The organism is Microbacterium sp. UCD-TDU, assembly GCF_000340625.1.
Taxonomy (GTDB): Bacteria; Actinomycetota; Actinomycetes; order Actinomycetales; family Microbacteriaceae; genus Microbacterium; species Microbacterium maritypicum.
Window position 1 is genome coordinate 1,185,599 of the sequence record NZ_KB454446.1, and the last position, 21,748, is coordinate 1,207,346.

Genomic DNA, 21,748 nt, shown 5'->3' on the forward strand with positions numbered 1-21,748 from the left:
CGCGTGACATCCAGTCAACGCCGATTCCGCCCCGGATGGGAGGTACTGAGGGAACCCCTTCGAGATTCACAGATCCGGGAATACTCGGCAGGAGCACGTGTTGCACCCGACATGATTGAAACTTCAACCGTCGCTCCGGTCGCCACGGAGCGCACGCGCGTCCGCGTGCCGCTGCGCTTCGGCGACGGCTTCTCCACGACCGCCGACGTGGTCACGTTCGACGGACTGATCGACGCCCGCGAGCACCTTCTGCTGGGGCTCGGCGACTGGAACGCCGCGATCGAACGCGCGACCGACGGCGGGGATGCCCCGCTCGTGCGACCGCACAGCGAGTGCCTCACCGGCGACGTCTTCGGGTCGGAGCGGTGCGACTGCGGCCCCCAGCTGCGCGAGGCCGTGGAGCGCATCGCCGCCGAGGGCGGCTTCCTGCTCTACCTGCGCCAGGAGGGTAGGGGCATCGGCCTCTACGCCAAGCTCGACGCCTACGCCCTGCAGGACGCGGGGCTCGACACGTACGAGGCGAACGTCGCCCTCGGCCGCGGCGAGGACGAGCGCGACTACACCGTGGCCGCCCAGATGCTGAAGGCCGTCGGGGTCGACGGCATCCGTCTGCTGAGCAACAACCCCGACAAGGCTGTGCAGCTCGAGGAGCTCGGCATCCGCGTGACCGAGCGGGTGCCGACCGAGGTGCACCTGTCGGAGTCCAACTCCCGCTACCTGCAGGCCAAGCGGGACCACACGGCGCACACGCTCGACCTGTCGGCGGCGTGACAGTCCAGGAGGACACCATGACGGCGGAGCAGCCGCATCCGCGTCGACTCGACGACACCGAGATGGACACGTGGCTTCCCGTGATCCGCTTCGTCCAGCTGCTGCCGCAGGTGCTCGATCGCACACTGAAGGACGAGGTCGGGCTCAACCACGCGCGCTACGCCATCCTCGTCACCCTGGCGGGCCGGGGCGAGGGCGCCGTCACCATGACCGAGCTCGCCCGCATCGCCGGGCTCAGCCGTTCGCGTCTGAGCCACGCGCTGGACTCGCTCGAGGAGCGAGGCTGGGTCGAGCGCGCCTCGTGCGGCGCCGACAAGCGCACCCTCTCGGCCGCCCTGACGCCGGCGGGGCGGGAGATGCTGCGCACGGCCGCTCCCGTACACGTCGAACAGGTGCGCGAACTCGTGCTCGATCCGCTCACCGCCGAGGAGCGCGAACAGCTGGGAGCGATCCTCGGGAAGCTCCTGCCGGGTGTGACGGCGGCGCTGTGAACGGGTGCGGGCCGGTCACCGGTACCGCCAGTACCTCCCTTCGCGGCCGCTGAGCGCGTAGCGTCAGATCATGGACACCCGCAGCGAGGTGCGCGAGTTCCTCTCCACGAGGCGCGCACGCATCACCCCCGACCAGGCGGGCCTGCCCGCATTCGGTGGCAACCGCCGGGTCCCTGGCCTGCGTCGCGAGGAGGTCTCGTTGCTCGCCGGCGTCAGCGTGGACTACTACACACGGCTCGAACGCGGCGACCTGTCCGGCGCCTCCGACAGCGTGCTCGACGCTCTCGCCCGGGCGCTGCAGCTGGATGAGGCCGAGACCGCGCACCTGTTCGACCTCGCCCGCGCCGCGAACGCCTCCCCGGTCGCGCGGACGCCTCGCAAGAAGTCGACGGTGCTGCGGCCCAGCATCCTCCGCCTGCTCGACGCGATGACCGAGGCGCCGGCGATCGTGCGCGACAACCACTTCGACTACCTCGCCGCGAACGCCCTGGGCCGAGCCCTGTACGCCCCCGTGTTCGCACAGCCGCAGCCGAACAGCGCCCGCTTCGCCTTCCTCGATCCGGCGGCACAGGACTTCTACCCCGAATGGGAGCGCAACACGCAGGAGCTCGTGGCCGCGATGCGGGGCGAAGCCGGACGCAACCCCTTCGACCGCAGGCTCACCGATCTCGTCGGCGAGCTCTCGACGCGGAGCGAGCGGTTCCGCACCCTGTGGGCTGCCCACAACGTGCGCTTCCACCGCACGGGAGTGAAACGCATCGCGCATCCGGTCGTGGGGGAGATCGAGCTGACATACGAGGCGTTCGAGCTGCCCGCCGATCCCGGCCTGCACCTGTCGACCTACACGGCGGAACCGGGAACACCCTCGGCCGACAAGCTGAGGATGCTCGCCAGCTGGGCGGCGACGGATGCGGGGACATTCCCCTCCGCAGCATCCGCACCCGACCGCGCGGAGGCCTGAGCGCGCGTGGTTCTGCTCTGAGCAGAACCACTCGAACGCGCCTGATGCCGCGGATTATCGTGAGGCATGGCCGACATCCTCTCGTTCCCGCGCGCCCCTCGCCCCGACCGTCCGCAGCCGCGCGGTCCCGAACCGCTGTGGCGGCACATGCTGGGCGACCAGCTGCGGCGTCGACGCCACGACCGCGAGGAGACCCTCACGGAGACCGCGGGGAAGGCCGGCGTCTCTCCGCAGTACCTCTCCGAGGTCGAACGCGGGTTGAAGGAGCCGTCGAGCGAGATGATCGCCGCGATAGCCGGCGCTCTCGACACGAGCCTGATCGAGCTGACGAGCGCCGTGGCCGATGAGCTGCGCTCGGCTGCGGTCCCGGCATCCGCTGCGGTGTCGGTCTCGGCGGCCCGCTTCACGTTCGCCCTCGCCGCCTGATCCCCGGAGCCGTCATCTCAGCTCCGCGCGCCCAGCACCGTGTCGATCAATCCGTACTCGAGCGCGGCCGCGGCGGTGAACACCCGATCGCGGTCGGTGTCGGCGCGCAGTTCCGCGACCGTGCGACCGCTGTGCCTGGCGAGAATCTCCTCCATGTCCGAGCGCACCCGCACCACCTCGTCGGCCGCGAGGATCAGGTCGGGGATCGCGCCTCGAGACTGCCCGGCCGGCTGATGCAGCACGATGCGGGCATGCGCGAGGGCAGCCCGCTCCCCTGACGCGCCGGCGGCGACGAGGAGCGCGGCGGGGCCGATCGCCTGTCCCACGCACGTCGTCGCGATGCGCGGACGGATGTGCCGCATCGTGTCGTAGATCGCCAGCGCCGCACCGGGATCCCCGCCCTCGCTGTTGATGTAGAACTGGACACCGGACTCGGAGCTGTCCGCGTCGAGGTGCAGCAGCTGCGCGATGAGGGCGTTCGCGACCCCCGCATCGATGCCGGTGCCGAGATAGATGACGCGCTCCGCGAGCAGGTGCGAGTACACGTCCATGACACGCTCCCCTCGCGGATGCTGCGCGATGACGTTCGGGATCGTGTAGCCGCTCATGCGTCCGCCCCCAACCCCACTCGTGTGCGTCGCCGCGGCATGACCTCGGCGACCGAGTCGACGATGCCGTCGATGAAGCCGTACTCCTGCGCCTGCGTCGCGGTGTACCAGCGGTCGTGCAGCGAGTCCTCGAAGATGCGGGCGACCGGCTGCCCCGTGTCGGCGGCGATGAGCCCGAGCACGGTGTCGCGCATGTGCCGGAGGTCGTCGGCCTGCGTCTCGATCTCGCCGGCCGAGCCGCCGATGCCCGCCGACCCCTGATGCATGAGGATGCGTGCGTGCGTGAGCGCCCGCCGCTTGCCCGGCGTGCCCGCGGAGAGCAGGAACTGCCCGGCGCTGCAGGCGAGCCCGAGGGCCAGGGTCGCGACGTCGTTGGGGATGAGCCGCATGATGTCGCGGATCGCGAGCATCGACGGCACGGAACCGCCGGGCGAGTGGATCCAGAGCGCGATCTCGGCCAGGGGGTCTTCCGCCGAGAGCGCGAGCAGCTGCGTCATCAGCAGCGTGCCGTTGTCGTCGTCGAGAGCACCGTCGAGCACGAGCACCCGCTCGTGGAACAGCGCCCGCCGGGCTTCAGGACCGAACTGCCGGATGGGGTTGTCTTCGCTCATGCCCCCAGCATCCGCCGCCGCGCTCCGCGCAGGACCGGATTCTGCCGTGGGCGGCTCTGCCCTGAGCGGATGCGTGCAGACGCGGGCTCACCGCAGGCCGTCTTCGCAGTTGCTGCCCCTGCGCTGTTCCCACCACAACCCGTACTCCTCCCCGTCTTCGGTCTGGATTCGCCACGGGGGAAACTTGACATACCTGTCCATCGCGAGGCTCCACGATGCGTCCGCCCGCGTGGACCCGGGGTCGTCTGCGGGCAGCTCCTCCTCCGTCGTCCAGTGTTCGGCAGGGTGGCTCTTCGCCCATTCGTAGATGTCCTGGCCGGTCCGGGACCAGTCGCGCGCATTCATCCGCTCGGCGATATCGGCGGGCATCGGCAGGTGGTCCGGCGTGCGGTAGTCGTACGTGCAGGAGTACGTCTGTCCGTCATCGGCGACGTAGCTCAGAGGAATCGTCACGTTCGTGGTGAAGCCAGGCCTCCACGAGACCAGAGCGACCATCGCGACGATGACGACGAGGGCGGTCCCCGCGACGACGATGAGCCAGCGAACGAGGCGACGTCGCGGAGTCGGTCCGGTGAGTGATGGAGTGCTTCGAGCCACGAACGGATACCTCCCCGGGTCGCGGAGGGCGAGAGACGTCTCTCCCGGGACACGATCGCATCGTATCCGCGCCGTGGGAATCCCCCCGCACTCCATGGTGCAGGTTCAGGATGCGAGGCGCCAATCGCACGGCGACCGCCTCGTGCAGATCGGTGGCGTCCGCCTCTGAGGTGTTCCCCGCGCCCCTGAGCGGATGCCGGTGGGGAGGCATCCGCCCAGGGGACTCGGGTGGGGTGGGGATGGGTGGGGTCAGGCAGCCAGGGCGAGAGCGCGCCGGTGGGTGATGCGGTGACCGACCCAGAAGCCGATCGCGATCAACCCGGCCAGGGCGACGCCGAGGATCCAGGGCAGCATCGAGGGCGCGGCCCCCGCGGTGGCGGTGGCGAGGGTGCCGGAGCCTTCCGCGATCAGGCCGTTGCCCTCGGCGAGATCGGCGGCTCCGACTTCGAGCTTGTCCCCGCCCACTGCGAGATCACCCGAGCCGTCCGCGACCGCGGAGGCTCCCGCCGAGAGTTCGCCGATGCCGATGTTGAGGTCGCCGGCACCGGACTGCAGCGCGCCGACGCCGGTGGCGAGCGTGCTCGCGCCGTCGTTCAGGCGGGTCGCGCCCGCACTGAGGTCGGCCGTGCCCGAGTAGAGGGAGGAGGCTCCGGTGGAGAGTGTCTGCAGACCGGAGGCGAGCTTCGCGGCGCCGGCCGAGAGCTGCGACGTGCCCGACTGCAGAGTCTGCGCGCCGGCGACGAGGGCGGGCGCCCCCTGGGGCGCGACGAGCGCCGCAGTGCCGGGCCACTTCTGGGACGCATCGCCGCTGATGAGCGCGTTGACGCCGGCTGTGACCCTCGCGGAGCCACCGGCTGCGGCGACGAGCCCCTGCGCGAGAGCGGGAGCCGACGCCGCTGGGGCCGCCAGAGCGTCGACCTCCCCGTCGACCTGCATGGCGAGCGTGACGAGGTCACGGAGCTTCGCGTCGTCGGGGTAGGTCGCGACCAGAGCGGCGAGGCCGTCGGCGAGCTGCTGGGAGTGACCGGGAGCCATGGACGCGAGACCCTTGAGCGCCGCCTCCGTGGACGGCTGCGCCAGGCCCTGCACTGCGGGCGTCACACCCGCGCGAAGCGTGTCGCTGAAACCTGTCGCGCCGACGAGCACGCCGTTCGCGTATGCGTGCGCACCGTTGACGCCTGCTGCGAGCGTCGACACCCCGCTGGAGAGCGCCTGGGCCCCGGCATCCGCCGTCGCCAGCTTCGACGCGAGCTCCTGAGCCCCGGCGAGCGCCGTCTGCGCTCCCCCGCTGACCTTGCCCGCGCCGGCCACCGCCGAAGAGGCTCCGGCGGCCAGGCTGCTGGCACCCTCGGCGAGCGTCGTGGCGCCGGTCGCGGCCGTCGTGGCGCCGTCGCTCAGCTTCTGCGATCCCGCGTGCGCGCTGGCGGCCCCCGCGGAGAGGTCGGTGCTGCCTTCGGCGAGCTGGGATGCGCCGGCCGAGAGGTCGGCGGCGCCGGCGGCGAGATCGGCGGAACCGTCTTTCGCCGACGTGGTGCCGTCGGCGAGCTCGGACGCTCCGGCGGCGATCTTGCTCGTCGTCACGAAGAACAGGATCACCATGGCGGCCAGCAGCAGGCTGAGGACGATCACGGCGATGCGCATGCCGATGCCGTGCGAATGGGGTGTGGTACTCGTCATCGAGGACTCCCGAGGTCAGTGGCGTCGTTGCCACCGGCGACTGTATGGGCAGGCTCGACCCCGACCTTCGGATTTGCCGTTCGATACCAAGTCTCAGCACTTCCGGGACTCAGTTTCTTGTGGCAGGTGCACAAACGATGGGCGCAGACCGCTGTGCCTTCCACGAAAACGGAACGTAACATCGTGGACTCACGGCCCGCCTAGTCTCGGGCCCATGGCGAAGCAGAAGGCACCGGCGTGGCAGTGGTCGGAGGACGGACTCAACTTCCGCACCCGCAAGTGGGTGCGCCCGGAGGATCTCAACGCGAACGGCTCGCTGTTCGGCGGCAGCCTGCTGAAGTGGATCGACGAGGAGGCGGCGATCTACGCGATCGTGCAACTGGGCAACTACCGTGCCGTGACCAAGCACATCTCGGAGATCAACTTCGAGGCCTCGGCCGTGCAGGGCGATCTGATCGAGATCGGCCTGCAGGCGACCCACTTCGGCAGGACCTCCCTGACGATGCGCGCGGTGGCCAGGAACATGATCACGCGCAAGCGCATCCTCACGATCGAGAAGATCGTGTTCGTGAGCCTCGACGACGACGGGACACCGACTCCGCACGGCTACACCGAGATCACCTACGACCGTGATCGGATGCCGACCGAGCACATCGCCACCGGGACGATCCGGCTCCCCTCACCCTGACACCGCTCGAGAGCGCCGAGCCACCTCCTCAGGCGCGAACAGCCCCCCGGTGCGTCTCGCTCGAGGAGGTGACCCGGTCGGAGAGGGGCGCTTCGACCGGGAAGGCCGGCGCAGCGGCGAATGCCTGAGCCAGATCGGCGATGAGATCGTCGGCGTCTTCCAGGCCGATCGACAGCCGCAGCACGTCGGCGGCGGGCCGCGCCTCCGGCGGCACCGGGCGATGCGTGAGCGCGGCGGGGTGCTGGATCAGCGAGTCGACGCCGCCCAGCGAGACGGCGTGCGTGAACAGCGTCGTCGCGGTCGTGACGGCGGAGGCTGCGGCGAAACCGCCCCGCATCCGCATCGCGATCATCGCACCGGTGCCCCGCATCTGCCGTTTCAGGATGCCGCGCGGGTCGCCGTCCAGACCCGGGTAGTAGACCTCGGCGACCTCTGGCCGATCGATGAGCCACTGCACGATCCGTCGCGCACTCTCCTGCTGGTGACGCACGCGCACCGGCAGCGTCGTGAGGCCGCGGTGCAGCAGATACGCCCCCAGGGGATGCAGCAGCCCGCCGGTCACCGCCCGCACGCGGCGCAGCGCCTGCGCCGTCTCCTCCCCGCACGCGACCACGCCGGCGATCACATCACCGTGGCCGCCGAGGTACTTGGTGGCGCTGTGCAACGACATCGCAGCACCCAGATCGATCGGATTCTGCAGCACCGGGGTCGCGAAGGTGTTGTCGACGACGACCGGCACCGCCCCGGCCTGACGCACCACGTCGGCGATGTCGGCGATCTCGAGCGTGGGGTTCGCCGGGGTCTCGACGACCACGAGGCCGGTATCGGGACGGACGGCTGCCGCGACCTCGTCGGGATGACAGTAGGTGGTCTCGACGCCGAGCAGCCCGGATCCGAGCAGGTGGTCGGTGCCCCCGTAGAGCGGACGCACAGCGACCACGTGGCGCGCCCCCGTCGCACCGGTGTGCGCGAGGATCACGGCCGTCATCGCGGCCATGCCCGAGGCGAAGGCGACTGACGCGTCGGCATGCTCGAGTTCGGCCAGCGCCTCCTCGAAGCGGGCGACCGTGGGATTCCACAGCCGCGCGTAGACCATGCTGCCGTCGGCCGGGGGACGCCCGCCCGTCGCCATCGCCTCGTACGAGTCCCCGCCGCGCTCGATGTCGGGGAGCGGATTCGTCGTCGACAGGTCGATCGGCAGCGCGTGGACCCCGAGACCCTCGAGATCGGAGCGTCCGCTGTGGACGGCGACGGTGTCGGGATGCAGCGGTGCAGTCATGCCTCCACGTTGCCGGAATCACGGCGAATGCGCAGAAGATCGACAGAAGCCGCCAGAAAATCGATGTTGAACGCTACTCTGTGCAATACCCAGCAGGCAAGGAGGCCTCCCGTTGGCGAAAGCACAACTCGACGAGATCGACCTCGAACTGCTCGCGGTCCTCACTCGTGATGCCGAGACGACGAACAAGGCGCTCGCGCATCGGCTCGGCCTCGCCGAGTCGACCTGCGCGCATCGGGTGCGGGCGCTGCGCGAACGCGGCGTCATCCGCGACACCCGCATCCGCATCGACGGGGCCGCCCTCGGATTCCCGCTGCAGGCGATCATCAAGGTGCGCCTCGCGAACCACACCGGGGCGAAGGTGACCGCGCTCTTCGATGCCCTCGCCGACATCCCGCGCGTGCTGCAGGTCTTCCACGTGGCCGGCGTCGACGACTTCCTCGTGCACGTGGCGGTGCAGGATGCGACGGCACTGCGCGACATCGTGCTCGAGCACATCACGGTCCATCCGGTCGTGCGCGGCACCGAGACCCAGCTCGTGTTCGAGCTGCGCGACGGACCGGGAGTGCTCTCCGCCTGACCCTTCCGGTCGCAGTTCCTGCCGTCCGATTCCGTCTCAGGCGGCAGGAACTGCGACCGGAACGAGCAAGGCGTCGATGCGTGCGCGAGGATGGAATGCACGTCAGCCAGGAGCAAGGGAGCACCATGAGCCGCAGCGCCACCGCCGCCACGCACACCGTCCGCGAGATGCGGGACTTCCTCTTCGCGAACGCCACGGACTACGAGGCGGCGCGGGCCGGGTTCGCCTGGCCGCAGGTGCCGGAGTTCAACTTCGCGCTGGAGTGGTTCGACGTGGTCGCGGGCGAGAATCCCGACCGGCCGGCGGTGCAGATCGTCGAGGCCGACCTGAGCCTGCGCTCCTGGACCTACGGCGAGCTTTCGGCACGATCCGACCAGGTGGCCGCCTGGCTCGCCGCTCTCGGCATCGGCCGCGGCGACCACGTGATCGTGATGCTGAACAACACGATCGAGCTGTGGGAGGTGATGCTGGCGATCACGAAGATCGGCGCCGTCTCCATCCCGAGCTCGACCCTCCTCTCCGCGGCGGATCTCGCGTACCGCGTAGACCACGGCCGCGCGCGGGCGGTCATCACGCTCGGAGCCCTCGCCGACCGCCTCGACGGCATCGGGCCCGACATCCTGCGCATCGGTGTGGGCGACGGCATCCCGTCCGACTGGGCGCGGTTCGAGGATTCGACCGCTGCCACGGCGGTCTTCGAGCCCGACGGCCCGACCCCCTCCTCCGACACCGCCCTGCTCTACTTCACCTCGGGCACCACGAACCGGCCGAAGCTCGTGCAGCACACGCACGCCTCGTATCCGATCGGGCATCTGTCGACCATGTGGTGGCTCGGTGTGCGCCCCGACGATGTGCACCTCAACATCTCTTCCCCCGGCTGGGCGAAGCACGCCTGGTCGAGCTTCTACTCGCCGTTCCTCGCCGAGGCGACCGTCTTCGTCTACAACTACGCCCGCTTCGATGCGAACACGCTCATGCAGGTCATGGACACCCACCACGTGTCGACGTTCTGCGCGCCGCCGACGGTGTGGCGGATGCTGATCCAGGCCGACCTCGCCCGCCTCTCCCACCCGCCGCGTGAGCTGGTGGGGGCGGGTGAGCCGCTGAACCCCGAGGTCATCGACCGGGTGCGCGACGCCTGGGGCGGAACGATCCGCGACGGCTTCGGTCAGACCGAGATGACCGCCTGCATCGGCAACTCCCCGGGTCAAGCCGTGAAGGTCGGATCCATGGGCCGCCCCCTGCCCGGCTACCCGGTGGTGCTGCTGGACCCCGTCACCGGAGAGGTCGTCGACGGCGAGGGCGAGATCGCGCTCGACCTGTCCCGGCCTCCGCTCGGGCTCATGGCCGGGTACTACGACGACCCCGAGAAGACCGCCGAGTCCCGGACGGGTGGTTACCACCACACCGGCGACATCGCGGTGCGCGACGACGACGGCTACCTCACCTACGTCGGACGCTCCGATGACGTGTTCAAGGCCTCCGACTACAAGATCTCGCCGTTCGAGCTCGAGTCCGTGCTGCTGGAGCACGACCTCGTGATCGAGGCGGCGGTGATCCCGAGCCCCGATCCGACGCGTCTGGCCGTGCCGAAGGCCTACGTCTGCCTGACCTCCGATGTCGCAGCCGACGACTCGGACGCGGCGCGCGCGATCTTCGCCTACGCGCACGAGCGGCTGTCGTCGCACCTGTGGGTGCGGATCATCGAGTTCGTTCCGGAGCTGCCGAAGACGATCTCGGGCAAGATCCGCCGTGTCGAGCTGCGCGCTCGCGAAGCTGCGCGGGTGGAATCAGGAGACGAGAGCGGACAGCACCGCGACCGCGACTACCGCTGAACGCTCAGCGCACGATCGCGACCGATGCCGTCGCCGGCCCGGTCTTCGACAGTGCGGGCTTCGAGGTCGGAGCCGTGGGTGCCTTCGAGGCGGGAACGGCCTTCGGCAGCACGTCTTCGGCCGCACGGTCGACCCGTCCGTCACCGGCCGCGTTCACGATCGCACGCACGATGGCGCCGACGATCAGCATCGCCACGAGCGATCCGCACGCCAGGATCAGCGGCGTCCAGTCCTGCCCGAACGAGGCTGCGACGCTCATCAGCGCGCCCACGATCCACAGACCCACCGCACCACCGGCGAGCCCACCGGCCCCTCGGATGATCGCGACCGCCGCGACGATCGCGAAGATGGCGGCGAGCGCCGCACCCGCGTAACCGATCGGCACCATCACCGCGGCCAGATCACTGGCCACTCTCATTGTCGTCATGACGACCCCCCGTCAGTGGTTACTCCACTCATTCGACATTAGAAGTGTCTCCCGGAAAGGGCATCCGTCTCAAGTGCGACGCGCATCATCCTGGAGGCGGATATCCGTGCGGATCGGACAGACCGAGACGGGCCTTCAGCGACGTCTCGGCCAGCGCAGGCGGCGCGCCCGTTGCACACGCACCGGCTGGGTGACGACCGCATCCACGACCATCGACCCGTCGGTCGGCCCGACGATCGCGATCGCCGAGGTCTCGGTCGCCTCCGCGGGGTCGATGGGCAGCCGTCCGAGCGCCCGATGAGCACGGACGTACGCGGGCACGAGCAGCACGATCGCACCGAGCCACGCGAGCGGGTTGCTCAGGGCGACGCCGTCGAAACCGATCCACGCGCCCAGCACGATGGCCGCCCCCACGCGCATCACGAGCTCGATCACGCCGGTCACGGTGGGCACGAGGGTATGGCCGAGCCCCTGCAGGGCGCCGCGCAGCACGAACAGCATGCCCAGCGCCCAGTAGCCGCAGCCGTTGATGATGAGCATCCGGTGCGCGTCGTCGACGACGGTGTCGGACCCTTCTCCGATGAACAGGCGCACCATCGGCGCACCGAAGGCGATCAGCAGCCCACCGAGCACGAGACCGGCGACGACGGCCATCCAGGTCGCCTCGACCACACCGCGGCGGATGCGGTCGGGACGACGTCCGCCGTGATTCTGCGCCGCGTACATCGAGACCGCGAGCCCGAGGGAGGAGAGCAGGGCGACCGCGAGGCTGTCGACGCGGGATCCCGTCGTGTAGGCCGCGACCGCATCGGCTCCGAGGGTGTTCAACGCCACCTGCACGGTGAGCGTGCCGATCGCGATGATCGACGCCTGGAAGCCCATCGGCAGGCCGAGGCGCAGGTGCTCGGCGATGTCGGACCGGGTGATGCGCCAGTCCGCACGGCGCAGATGCAACATGGGCAGGCGGCGGCGCACGAACTCGAGGCACAGCGCCACCGAGACGGCCTGCGCCACGACGGTGGCGATGGCGGCTCCGCCCACGCCCCACTCGAGGGGGCCGACCATGAGCACGACGAGCCCGACGTTCAGCACGCACGAGACGGTGAGGAACACCAGCGGCGTCTTCGAGTCGCCGATCGCGCGGATGATCGCGGAGAGGTAGTTGAAGAACATCGTCGCGCTCGCACCGAGGAAGCTGATCTGCGTGAAGATCGTGGCCTCGGCCATCAGCTCAGGCGGGGTCTGCAGCAGGGCGAGGATCGGGGCGGCGAGGAGGGGCGCTCCCACGGTCAGGATCACGCTCGTCAGGGCGCTCAGGAGAACCCCGGTCGCGACCGAACGACGCACGGCCGCGTCGTCTCTCGCGCCGAAGGCCTGCGCGATCGGGATCGCGAAACCGCTCGTCAGCCCCCAGGCGAACCCGAGCAGCAGGAACAGCAGGCTGCCGGTCGCACCGACGGCCGCGAGCGAAGTGACGCCGAGGTGTCGGCCGACGACGATGGCATCGGCGAACTGGTACAGCTGCTGCACCACGTTGCCGAGGAGGAGGGGGATGGAGAAGGCAAGGATGACGCGCCACGGGCGGCCCGTGGTGAGGGAGGTGGCCATGAAGGAGCGGCTCGCAGAACTGAAGGAGTGATCGGGGGTGGAACAAGCCTATCGAATCGATTCGGCGGAGTGGAGTACCGGATCAGGATTCCGAGCATCCCGGACTCGGAGGGTACCGTCGGAACGACACCGTCGACGACGACCGGAGGAAGAAAGTGACCACGCAGCACACGGGGGGAACCGGACGCGCGCGCGACATCGCCGCGGACGGAGAGGAACAGCACCTGCGGCGCGCGCTGAGCAACCGCCATATCCAGCTCCTCGCGATAGGCGGAGCCATCGGCACCGGACTCTTCATGGGCAGCGGCAAGACCATCTCGGTCGCGGGCCCGTCGGTGATCTTCGTCTACATGATCATCGGGTTCATGCTGTTCTTCGTCATGAGGGCCATGGGCGAGCTGCTGCTGTCGAACCTGAAGTACAAGTCGTTCAGCGACTTCGCGAGCGATCTGCTCGGCCCGTGGGCGGGGTTCTTCACCGGATGGACCTACTGGTTCTGCTGGGTGGTCACCGGCGTCGCCGACGTGATCGCGATTGCCGGGTACACGGATGCCCTCATCCCCGGCATCCCGCTGTGGATCCCCGGCGTGCTCGTCATCGTCATCCTGCTCGCCCTGAACCTCCCCACCGTCGCCGCCTTCGGCGAGATGGAGTTCTGGTTCGCGCTGATCAAGATCGTCGCGATCGTGGCGCTCATCATCACCGGCCTCGTGATGATCTTCACCGGCTTCCAGCACGACGCGGGTACGGCGAGCTTCTCGAACCTCTGGGACAAGGGCGGCATGTTCCCCCACGGGTTCATGGGCTTCGTCGCCGGATTCCAGATCGCGGTGTTCGCCTTCGTCGGCATAGAGCTCGTGGGCACCGCCGCGGCGGAGACCAAGGACCCGAAGCGCAACCTGCCCAAGGCGATCAACGCGATCCCGATCCGTGTCCTGCTGTTCTACGTGGGCGCGCTCATCGTGCTGATGGCGGTCACTCCGTGGACCGAGTACGTCGCCGGCGAGAGCCCGTTCATCGCGATGTTCGCGCTCGCCGGGCTCGGCATCGCCGCGACCGTGGTCAACCTCGTCGTGCTCACCTCGGCCATGTCGAGCGCGAACTCCGGCATCTACTCGACCTCGCGCATGGTGTTCGGCCTGGCGCAGGACGGCGATGCCCCTCGGGTGTTCGCCCGCCTCTCCCGCCGCCGGGTGCCGCAGAACGCACTGTTCCTGTCGTGCATCCTGCTGCTCTCCGGCGTCGTGCTGCTCTACGCGGGAAAGGACATCGGCACCGCCTTCGACATGGTGACGACGGTCTCGGCGCTGTGCTTCATGTTCGTGTGGACGATCTTCCTGTGCAGCTACCTCGTGTACCGGCGCACCCGCAAGGACAAGGTCGCCGCCTCGACGTTCCGGCTGCCGGGCGGCGTGTTCATGGTCTACGTGGTGCTGGCATTCTTCGTGTTCATCCTGTGGGCACTCACGACGCAGCCCGACACGTTGACGGCACTTCTGGTGACACCGCTCTGGTTCGTGCTGCTGTTCGTGGCGTGGATCTTCGTGCGCCGCTCACCGAACCACCTGGCCCGGCATGCGGCGCACATCGCCCACCTGCGCGACGACTCGGTCGAGGCGGACTAGCCGGCAGAGACGGAGGCAGCGGGGATGGCCGGCGTCGCGGGTACCGCTGCGAACAGGCGCTTGCGCAGTGCCAGGAACAGCAGGACCATCCCGGCGCTGAGCAGGATGTGCCCCATGCCGGCGATGCCCGCGATCATGCTCGACGACTCCTGTCCGAGCACCGTCAGGCAGCCGTGCCACACCATCATCGCCGACGTCAGCACGAGGCCGGCGTTGTACAGCCAGAAGAACCAGCTGAAGAGGCGGCTCTCGGAGAGCGCGAACGCCTTCTCCAGGAGCAGGACGATCAACAGCACGACGAAGCCCAGCGTGAGCAGGTGCGTGTGCACGAGGCCGAGCTGCGTCGCCTCCCCCTCGGGGAAGTCGTTCATCTTGGTGAACTCTCGGTAGAAGAGTCCGGAGGCGACGCCCACGAGCATGTAGGCGAACGCGGCGGAGAAGAGCCTGCGCATCGGGAATCCTTTCGGTCTGATTCCAGCCTCGTCGCCGCCTGGATTCCCGGGATCCATCGAACGGTTGAGATGCCGGAAGCGGGCCCGCCGCGCAGGGTCGGGCTCAGAGCAGGCCGCTGTCGCGCGCGATGGCGATGGCGCGCGCACGGCTGTCGGCGCCGAGCTTCTCGAACACGTGCACGAGGTGGGTCTTCACGGTGGCCTCGGTCACGAACAGGGTCTTCGCGATCTCGCGGTTGGATGCCCCCGTGTCGAGCAGTCGGAGCACCTCCAGCTCGCGGTCGGTCAGGCGCACCCGCGGTGCGCGCATGACCTGCACGACGCGTGCGCTCAGCTCGGGAGTGAGCACGAGTCCGCCCGAAGCCGCCTGCCGGATCGCGCGCACGATGTCATCGGGGGCGACGTCTTTGAGCAGGTAGCCGGCCGCTCCCGCCTCGATAGCGCCCAGGATCTCGGCGTCGCGGTCGAACGTCGTCAGGATCAGCACGGCGGGGGCGGGCTGCTGCGCACGCAGCGCGGCAGTCGTCTGCACCCCGTCCATGCCGTCGCCCAGCCGCAGGTCGCACAGTACGACGTCGGGACGCAGATGCCGCGCGAGGGTCACGGCCTCCTCACCGGACGCCGCCTCACCGACCACCTCGACGTCATCGCGATGGTCGAACAGCGAGCGCACCCCGGCGCGCACGATGGGGTGGTCGTCCACGAGCAGCACGCGCACCGCGGTCATCCTTCACCCCCAGGTCGCCGCGCCTGAGCGGTGCCGCCGAGGGGGATGTGCGCCGAGAGCGCGGTGCCGTCACCGGGGGCGCTCTCCACGTCGAGCCCCCCGCCGAGCTCCCGCAGGCGCGCACGCATCGAGCGCAGCCCGTAGCCGCCGCCCCGACTGCCCACCCCGCCCTGCGTATCCCAGTGCCGGGCGTCGAATCCGCGCCCGTCATCGACGATGTCGAGCCGCACCGTGTCGCCGGCATCGGCGAGGGTGACCACGACCCGGGTGGCCGACGCGTGGGAGCGGACGTTCGCGAGGGCCGACTGCGCGGTCCGCAGCAGAGCGACCTCGGCGTCGATGCCGAGCGAGGGCAGGTCGTCGTCGGCGTGCAGCGTCACCTCGATGCCGGTCTCGTCGGCCAGGCGTTCGAGCATCCGGGCCAGGGCGTCGCCGAGGGCGGTGGATTCCAACTCGGCCGGCATCAGCGCGTTCACGATGCGCCGCGCATCCGCCATCCCCTCCGTCGCAAGGGCGCCGATCTGCTCGAGGGCTCGCGTGCGCTGGGCCGGATCGTCCGCCTCCAGGGCCGAACGCGCCAGCATCCCGATCGACGACACGCTCTGGGCGACCGTGTCGTGGATGTCGCGCGACACCCGGGTGCGCTCGGCGCTCGCCCCGGACTCGCGCTGAGTGCGGGCGAGCTCGTCCTGCAGCGCGGCCATCTCCTCCTGAGTCGCGACGAGCGAGGCGATCAGCCGACGCCGCTCCCGCCCGTCACGGACGAGCTCGAGGTACCCGCGGGATATCCCCAGCGCGAAGATGCCGCCGACGAGAGGACCGATCACGTTCGCATAGGTCGTGGCACCGGTGTGCAGCAGCGGGGCGCTCACCACGACCACGAGGATCGCCGCGCTGAGCAGCAACGCCCACCGCAGGCGCATCACGAACCCGGCGAGCAGCCACAGCGGGAAGGCGAGCCACACGAACTCCGGCGAGACCACGACCGCGCCGAGCCAGATGAGTGTCAGCCCGAGCAGCCACCAGGTCGCCAGCCGACGGTCGGAGATGCGCTCGCTGAGCAGCAGCCCGCCGCCGTACCAGCCGAGGAACACCAGCGAGAGGGCCAGCACCCACGGAAGCGGCACTCCGTCGGCTGCGGCGCGCCCGGCGCCGACCACGAGCAGCACGACCGTGATGACGGCCTGGCCTATCCGGATCGATCCGACCAGGCTCGCCCAGGTGCGCGAGGTGCCCGAGCCGGCCGCGCGCTCGTCGCGGCCGGCTCGCTGAGCCCGGGTGGCTTCAGCTCGCGGCGGGAGAGGTGTCGACTGCGGCATCCTCGTATTCTCCCCCGTGCGGTCGCTGCGCACCTCGATCGGTGGGGGATTCGTCCGCCCCGCGCTTTCCCGGCCACCACATCCGATCCCCGACGATCGCGAAGATCGCAGGGACCACGAGGGTGCGCACGACGAAGGTGTCGACGAGCACGCCGATGCCGACGATGAGCCCGATCTGTCCGAGCGTGACCAGCGGCAGCAGCCCGAGGGCGGCGAACACCGCTGCGAGCACGACACCGGCGCTGGTGATCACGCCACCCGTCGCCGTGAGCGCTCGGACCATCCCCTGCCGCGTGCCGACCGTCCGCGCCTCCACGCGCGCCCGGTGCACAAGGAAGATCGTGTAGTCGATTCCGAGCGCCACCAGGAACAGGAACGACAGCAGCGGCACCTGCAGGTCGAGCGCATCCCATCCGAACAGCACCCGGCTCAGCCAGGTGCCTGCGCCGATCGCGGCGACGGCGCTGAGGATGTTCACCAGGAGCAGCAGCACGGGTGCCACCAGGGAGCGCAGCAGCACGATCAGGACCAGCAGACTGACGGCGAGCACGAGCGGGACCAGCAGTTGCAGGTCGCGCTGATTGCCCTCGCGCGCGTCGAGATCCGCCGCCACCGGACCACCGACCACGGCATCGGCCTCCGGAACCGAGGCCGCGGCCTCTCGCACGGCACTCACCAGAGCGAGGCTCTCCGCCGTACCAGGCGCCGGTTCACCGACGACCATCAGTCGCGTGAGAGCACCGTCGGTGCTCTCCCCGGTCGTCGACACCCGGAGCACGCCAGGCACATCTTCGACCGCGCCGGCCAGCGCATCGGCCGCCGCCGTGTCACCGATCACGATCATCGGCTGGGCCTCACCGGCGGGGAAGTGCGCGCCCAGCACCGTGAGACCCGCTGCCGATTCCGACGCGACACGGAACTTCTCCACCTGGGTGAGCCCGACGGATGCTCCGGCGAGACCACCCGCGAAGACCCCGAGCAGCGCGAGCCCGCCGACCAGCGGAACCCACGGACGCCGGGAGACGCGCTGCGCGACAGCACCCCACACGCGACCGGTCTTCGCGTCGTCGCCGACCCGCGGCGCGAACGGCCAGAAGATGCGGCGGCCGCACACCGCGAGAGCGGGCGGCAGCACCAGCAGCACGGCGGCGAGGGCGATCAGAAGGCCGATGGCCGAGGCGATGCCGAGTCCACGCGTGCCGGGGATCACCGCGAGGGCGAGAGTCGACAGGGCGAGCACCACGGTGAGGTTCGAGGCGACGATCGCGGGTGCGGTGGCGCGCCACGCGCCGACGAGCGCACGGCGGTGATCGGACTCATGCGCGAGTTCTTCGCGATAGCGCGAGATCAGCAGGAGCGCATAGTTCGTCCCGGCGCCGAACACGAGCACGCTCACGATGCCCGCGTCGAACTGCAGCCCGAGTCCGGCACCGATCGCCGCGGTGGCCTTGTTCGCCAGCTGGTCGGCGAGAGCGACGACGACGAGGGGGATCATCCACAGCACGGGCGAGCGGTAGGTGACGATGAGCAGCAGCGCGACGATCCCGAGTGTCACCATCAGCAGCGTGAAGTCGGCGCCGTCGAACGCGGAGGCGACGTCGACACCGAACGCAGGTCCACCCGTGACCTGCACGCTCACCCCCTCGATCGGATGCTCCGTCACGGTGTCGCGCAGACCGTGCACGGCCTCTGCGGCGGCATCGTCGTCGGCGAGCGTGAGCGTCGCCTGCAGCACCGCGGCCTTCTCGTCTTCGCTGACGATCGGCCCGTGCGGCTCGTGCCCTGTCTCCGCTTCGACCTCTGCCGAGAGGGAACGCAGGGCGGCGATGTCGTCGGCGGCGAGTCGCTCACCGTCGTCTCGGGACGCGACCAGCAACACCGTGGACTCATCCCCGTCGGGGAACTGCTCCGCGAGGGCGGCCGTCCGGGCCGACTCGGAATCCGGCGGAGCCACATCGGTGCCCGAGGGGAGCGACGCCCGGCCGAGCGCCCCGAGGAGCGCGGTGAACGCCACGACGGCGACCAGCAGGGAGATCCACCCGCCGCGTCGCGAGGTGAGCCACAGGGGAAGAGAGCGGAGGGTGCGGAGCATGGATCCAGTCCAGCCGTCACCGCCCTTCCGAGGATCGGGCGGGGGGCTGAGACTCGTCTCCACCGTTCGATGGATGCGGCTTGCCGCCAGCGGGGTTCCGCCAGCGGGGTCCCGCCAGCGGCCTTCCCGCCAGCGGGGTTCCGGCCAGCGGGGTCCCGACAGGACCTCCCTCGGCACCGTGCGCGCGCGTAGCGTCGGGGGCAGGCCGTCGATCCGTCTGCGGCCACGACGAAAGGACATCCCATGCACACGCGCACTCTCGGACAGGGCCTCCAGGTCTCTGCGGTCGGACTCGGCTGCATGGGCATGTCGCAGAGCTACGGGCCCAACCCCGGAAGCCGCGATGACATGATCGGGGTGCTGCGGTCGGCGATCGAGCACGGCGTCGACTTCTTCGACACGGCCGAGGTGTACGGCCCGTATGTGAACGAGGAGCTCGTCGGCGAGGCGCTCGGGCCGATCCGCGATCGCGTCGTGATCGCGACGAAGTTCGGCTGGAACATCCAGGACGGCAGGAGCGTGGGACTCGACAGTCGGCCCGAGCAGATCCGCCGAGTGGCCGAGGCGTCGCTGCGGAGTCTGCGCACCGATGTGATCGACCTCTTCTACCAGCACCGCGTCGACCCCGACGTGCCGATCGAAGACGTCGCCGGGACCGTCGGCGAGCTCATCGCCGAAGGGAAGGTGCGCCACTTCGGGCTCTCCGAGGCCTCGGCGGACACGATCCGCCGTGCACATGCCGTGCACCCGGTCACCGCGCTGCAGAGCGAGTACTCGCTGTGGACCCGCGATCCCGAAGCCGAGATCCTGCCGGTGCTCGCGGAGTTGGGCATCGGATTCGTGCCCTTCAGTCCGCTCGGCAAGGGCTTCCTGACCGGCACGGTCGACACGGCAGCCGACTTCGCAGCCGGCGACATCCGCGCCACGATCCCGAGGTTCACGGCCGAGAACCGGGCAGCGAACCATGCGCTCGTGGCGCACGTGACCGAGCTGGCCACGGCGAAGGGGGCCACACCCGGGCAGATCGCTCTGGCATGGCTGCTCGCACAGCAGCCGTGGATCGTGCCGATCCCCGGCACCCGACGCACCGTGCGCATCGCCGAGAACGCCGGAAGCACGGCGGTCGCCCTGTCGGCCGACGAGGTCGCCGACCTCTCGACCCTCGCCACGCGCGTCGGGGTGAGCGGCGACCGCTACAACCCGCAGCAGATGGCGTTCGTCGACCGTTGAGTCCTCCGCGGCCTCGGTATCGTGAGGCGGGTGACATCCGCCCGCAGCTATCCCGCGACCATCGCGTCCGCTGTCGAGCACGAGACCGTCATCCGCAAGTCGCGCTTCCTCACCCGCATCGAGCCCGTCTCCTCGGTCGAGCAGGCCGACGCCGTGATCGCCGCCATCCGGAAGAGGGCCTGGGACGCCACCCACAACTGCACCGCGATGGTGACGGGTCTGCTCGGCGATCAGGCGCGCTCCTCGGATGACGGCGAACCCTCCGGCACCGCGGGGATCCCGATGCTCGAGGTGCTTCGTCGGCGCGAGCTGACCGATGTGGTCGCCGTGGTGACCCGCTACTTCGGTGGTGTGAAGCTCGGGGCGGGGGGCCTCGTGCGCGCTTACTCGTCCGCCGTGTCCGAGGCACTCGATCTGGTGTCCCTCGTGCGGCGGGCAGCCCTCCGGCAGGTGACGCTCGAGGTGCCGCACGCAGACGCCGGCCGCTACGACAATCTGCTGCGCGACTGGGCGGTCCATCATGGTGCGACGCTGGGCGCGCCGAGCTATGCCGCGATGGCCACGCTCGAGCTGTGGGCCCCCGAGGCAGAAGTCCCCCGGTTCGTCGACGATCTGGCCGCGGCATCCGCAGGTGCGATCGTGCCCGTCCTCGGTGTCGAGCGCATCGTCGACGTGCCCGCCTGACTCCGACGGGCATCGGCGAAACCACAACGAACGACGGATATCCTGGATGCCGCGGTCGCGGAGGGAGAGCGATGTTCGACAGTCCGCTCTCGGCCTCGGCCTACGAGATCCTCGGGGTCGACCCCTCCGTCGATGACGCCGAGCTGCGCCGCGCTTACCGTCTGCGGCTGCGCCAGACGCACCCGGACACCGGTGGCGACGCGGCGATCTTCATCCAGGTGCAACGCGCGTGGGAGCTGGTCGGCACCGTCGAGAGTCGTGCCGCCTACGACCGCCGCTCCGGTGTGGCATCAGCGGCGACACCCGACGCCGACACGGGGTGGAGCGGATGGCGCCCTCCGGCAGCGCGTACCGACACCCGTCCGCGCGCCCGCTCCTACGGCCACCCCGGCGGATGGCGTCGTGAGCGCTACCTCGTCCTCATCCGCGAATGGGTGGGCCGTGGCGTCGAGGTGCCCGACCCCTACGACCCCGCCCTGGTGCGCTCGGCTCCCCGCGATCTGCGCCGACTGCTCGCCGATGCCCTGGCGGAAGAGGCCACGGCGCGCACGGTCTCCGACCTCGGCATGGGCTTCACGGTGTGGCACGACGTGGCCGCGGGGACGGATGCCGACGACAAGCTCGACCATGTGGTGCTGGGCCCCTCCGGCCTGTACGGGGTGATGTCGGAGGACTTCGGAGGAGTGGTCGGCTTCCGGCGCGGCGAGATCACCGGGCCGAGCCTGGGAACCCGCGCGCCGGTCACGGCTGCCCTCGGTCGGATGCGCACGATCGCCAAGGCCGCCCGCGTGCGGTTCAGCGGTGCGATCATCGTGCTGCCCGACGACGACCTCGCGCAGGCCGTCACACCGCTCGGCACGAGCCGCGGCGTTCCGGTCGTCGTCGTGCGCCGCAGCGCGCTGGCGATGGTGCTGCGTCAGGGCGTTGCGCAGGCGCGGGCGATCGGCGGGAACGAGCTGTTCGACGTGCGCACCCGACTGCAGCAGACCGTCCGCTTCGTCTGACGCCGGTCGGCTGTGCGGACCCACGAGCTGGTCGTGGGACCAGCTCGTGGGCCTGC

22 protein-coding genes are annotated in these 21,748 nt (G+C 70.0%); 11 read left to right on the forward strand and 11 right to left on the reverse strand.

Going from position 1 to position 21,748, the window contains the following annotated elements:
- The first annotated feature begins 111 nt into the window (after positions 1 to 111).
- The 4 genes from ribA to D514_RS28605 all read left to right on the forward strand — a co-directional run bounded on the left by ribA (position 112) and on the right by D514_RS28605 (position 2,649).
- Positions 112 to 771, forward strand: a complete 660-nt coding sequence (gene ribA / locus D514_RS28590; RefSeq protein ID WP_017829773.1) for a GTP cyclohydrolase II — start codon at positions 112 to 114, stop codon at positions 769 to 771.
- A gap of 17 nt (positions 772 to 788) precedes the next feature.
- On the forward strand, positions 789 to 1,262 hold the full coding sequence (locus D514_RS28595; protein ID WP_017829774.1) for a MarR family winged helix-turn-helix transcriptional regulator: 474 nt from the start codon (positions 789 to 791) through the stop codon (positions 1,260 to 1,262).
- Positions 1,263 to 1,332: 70 nt separating this feature from the next.
- Positions 1,333 to 2,223 (forward strand): helix-turn-helix transcriptional regulator, encoded by an 891-nt coding sequence (locus D514_RS28600; RefSeq protein ID WP_017829775.1) that lies wholly within the window; start codon positions 1,333 to 1,335, stop codon positions 2,221 to 2,223.
- A gap of 66 nt (positions 2,224 to 2,289) precedes the next feature.
- The gene (locus tag D514_RS28605; RefSeq protein ID WP_017829776.1) at positions 2,290 to 2,649 is read left to right on the forward strand and encodes a helix-turn-helix domain-containing protein; all 360 of its coding nucleotides are present in this window, start codon (positions 2,290 to 2,292) and stop codon (positions 2,647 to 2,649) included.
- A 17-nt stretch (positions 2,650 to 2,666) separates the two neighbouring features.
- On the opposite strand, the gene D514_RS28610 is transcribed toward D514_RS28605, so the two are convergent.
- From D514_RS28610 to D514_RS28625, 4 genes are all read right to left on the reverse strand, one after another.
- A complete protein-coding gene (locus D514_RS28610; protein ID WP_017829777.1) occupies positions 2,667 to 3,257 on the reverse strand; it encodes a ClpP family protease in 591 nt (196 codons plus the stop codon).
- Entirely contained in the window at positions 3,254 to 3,868 is a 615-nt protein-coding gene (locus D514_RS28615) for a ClpP family protease (RefSeq protein ID WP_017829778.1), read from the reverse strand. Before D514_RS28615 ends, D514_RS28610 begins: the two co-directional genes overlap by 4 nt.
- Positions 3,869 to 3,955: 87 nt before the next feature.
- A complete protein-coding gene (locus tag D514_RS28620) occupies positions 3,956 to 4,465 on the reverse strand; it encodes a hypothetical protein (protein ID WP_017829779.1) in 510 nt (169 codons plus the stop codon).
- A 249-nt stretch (positions 4,466 to 4,714) separates the two neighbouring features.
- On the reverse strand, positions 4,715 to 6,142 hold the full coding sequence (locus tag D514_RS28625; protein ID WP_081603874.1) for a hypothetical protein: 1,428 nt from the start codon (positions 6,140 to 6,142) through the stop codon (positions 4,715 to 4,717).
- A gap of 214 nt (positions 6,143 to 6,356) precedes the next feature.
- Between D514_RS28625 and D514_RS28630 the strand changes: the two genes are divergently transcribed.
- Positions 6,357 to 6,830, forward strand: a complete 474-nt coding sequence (locus tag D514_RS28630; RefSeq protein ID WP_017829781.1) for an acyl-CoA thioesterase — start codon at positions 6,357 to 6,359, stop codon at positions 6,828 to 6,830.
- Positions 6,831 to 6,858: 28 nt separating this feature from the next.
- Here D514_RS28630 and D514_RS28635 read toward each other — a convergent pair whose 3' ends face one another.
- Positions 6,859 to 8,109 (reverse strand): PLP-dependent aspartate aminotransferase family protein, encoded by a 1,251-nt coding sequence (locus D514_RS28635; protein ID WP_017829782.1) that lies wholly within the window; start codon positions 8,107 to 8,109, stop codon positions 6,859 to 6,861.
- 112 nt (positions 8,110 to 8,221) lie between these two features.
- Between D514_RS28635 and D514_RS28640 the strand changes: the two genes are divergently transcribed.
- Positions 8,222 to 8,689, forward strand: a complete 468-nt coding sequence (locus D514_RS28640; protein WP_017829783.1) for an Lrp/AsnC family transcriptional regulator — start codon at positions 8,222 to 8,224, stop codon at positions 8,687 to 8,689.
- Positions 8,690 to 8,814: 125 nt separating this feature from the next.
- Positions 8,815 to 10,524 (forward strand): AMP-binding protein, encoded by a 1,710-nt coding sequence (locus tag D514_RS28645; RefSeq protein WP_031205799.1) that lies wholly within the window; start codon positions 8,815 to 8,817, stop codon positions 10,522 to 10,524.
- 4 nt (positions 10,525 to 10,528) lie between these two features.
- Here D514_RS28645 and D514_RS28650 read toward each other — a convergent pair whose 3' ends face one another.
- Complete coding sequence (locus D514_RS28650) at positions 10,529 to 10,951, reverse strand: hypothetical protein (protein WP_144052979.1); 423 nt, start codon at positions 10,949 to 10,951, stop codon at positions 10,529 to 10,531.
- Between the two features lie 135 nt (positions 10,952 to 11,086).
- Positions 11,087 to 12,559, reverse strand: a complete 1,473-nt coding sequence (locus D514_RS28655) for an MATE family efflux transporter (RefSeq protein WP_017829786.1) — start codon at positions 12,557 to 12,559, stop codon at positions 11,087 to 11,089.
- Positions 12,560 to 12,756: 197 nt separating this feature from the next.
- Here D514_RS28655 and cycA point away from each other — a divergent pair, with 197 nt between their 5' ends.
- Positions 12,757 to 14,184, forward strand: coding sequence for a D-serine/D-alanine/glycine transporter (gene cycA / locus D514_RS28660; protein ID WP_031205801.1), 1,428 nt, complete (start codon positions 12,757 to 12,759; stop codon positions 14,182 to 14,184).
- On the opposite strand, the gene D514_RS28665 is transcribed toward cycA, so the two are convergent.
- The 4 genes from D514_RS28665 to D514_RS28680 all read right to left on the reverse strand — a co-directional run bounded on the left by D514_RS28665 (position 14,181) and on the right by D514_RS28680 (position 18,774).
- Positions 14,181 to 14,636 carry a DUF2871 domain-containing protein gene (locus tag D514_RS28665; RefSeq protein ID WP_017829788.1) on the reverse strand — a complete coding sequence of 152 codons (456 nt, stop codon included), beginning with the start codon at positions 14,634 to 14,636 and terminating at the stop codon, positions 14,181 to 14,183. The genes cycA and D514_RS28665 overlap by 4 nt on opposite strands.
- A gap of 103 nt (positions 14,637 to 14,739) precedes the next feature.
- On the reverse strand, positions 14,740 to 15,363 hold the full coding sequence (locus D514_RS28670) for a response regulator transcription factor (protein ID WP_017829789.1): 624 nt from the start codon (positions 15,361 to 15,363) through the stop codon (positions 14,740 to 14,742).
- Complete coding sequence (locus tag D514_RS28675; protein ID WP_017829790.1) at positions 15,360 to 16,682, reverse strand: sensor histidine kinase; 1,323 nt, start codon at positions 16,680 to 16,682, stop codon at positions 15,360 to 15,362. Before D514_RS28675 ends, D514_RS28670 begins: the two co-directional genes overlap by 4 nt.
- Complete coding sequence (locus D514_RS28680; RefSeq protein WP_017829791.1) at positions 16,648 to 18,774, reverse strand: MMPL family transporter; 2,127 nt, start codon at positions 18,772 to 18,774, stop codon at positions 16,648 to 16,650. The genes D514_RS28675 and D514_RS28680 overlap by 35 nt, the downstream gene beginning before the upstream one ends.
- Before the next feature lie 243 nt (positions 18,775 to 19,017).
- On the opposite strand from D514_RS28680, the gene D514_RS28685 reads away from it, so the two are divergent.
- From D514_RS28685 to D514_RS28695, 3 genes are all read left to right on the forward strand, one after another.
- The gene (locus D514_RS28685) at positions 19,018 to 20,004 is read left to right on the forward strand and encodes an aldo/keto reductase (RefSeq protein WP_017829792.1); all 987 of its coding nucleotides are present in this window, start codon (positions 19,018 to 19,020) and stop codon (positions 20,002 to 20,004) included.
- Positions 20,005 to 20,034: 30 nt separating this feature from the next.
- Positions 20,035 to 20,688: a YigZ family protein gene (locus D514_RS28690; protein ID WP_017829793.1), complete on the forward strand. Its 654-nt coding sequence runs from the start codon at positions 20,035 to 20,037 to the stop codon at positions 20,686 to 20,688.
- A gap of 71 nt (positions 20,689 to 20,759) precedes the next feature.
- Positions 20,760 to 21,692: a J domain-containing protein gene (locus D514_RS28695; RefSeq protein ID WP_017829794.1), complete on the forward strand. Its 933-nt coding sequence runs from the start codon at positions 20,760 to 20,762 to the stop codon at positions 21,690 to 21,692.
- Positions 21,693 to 21,748: the final 56 nt, after the last annotated feature.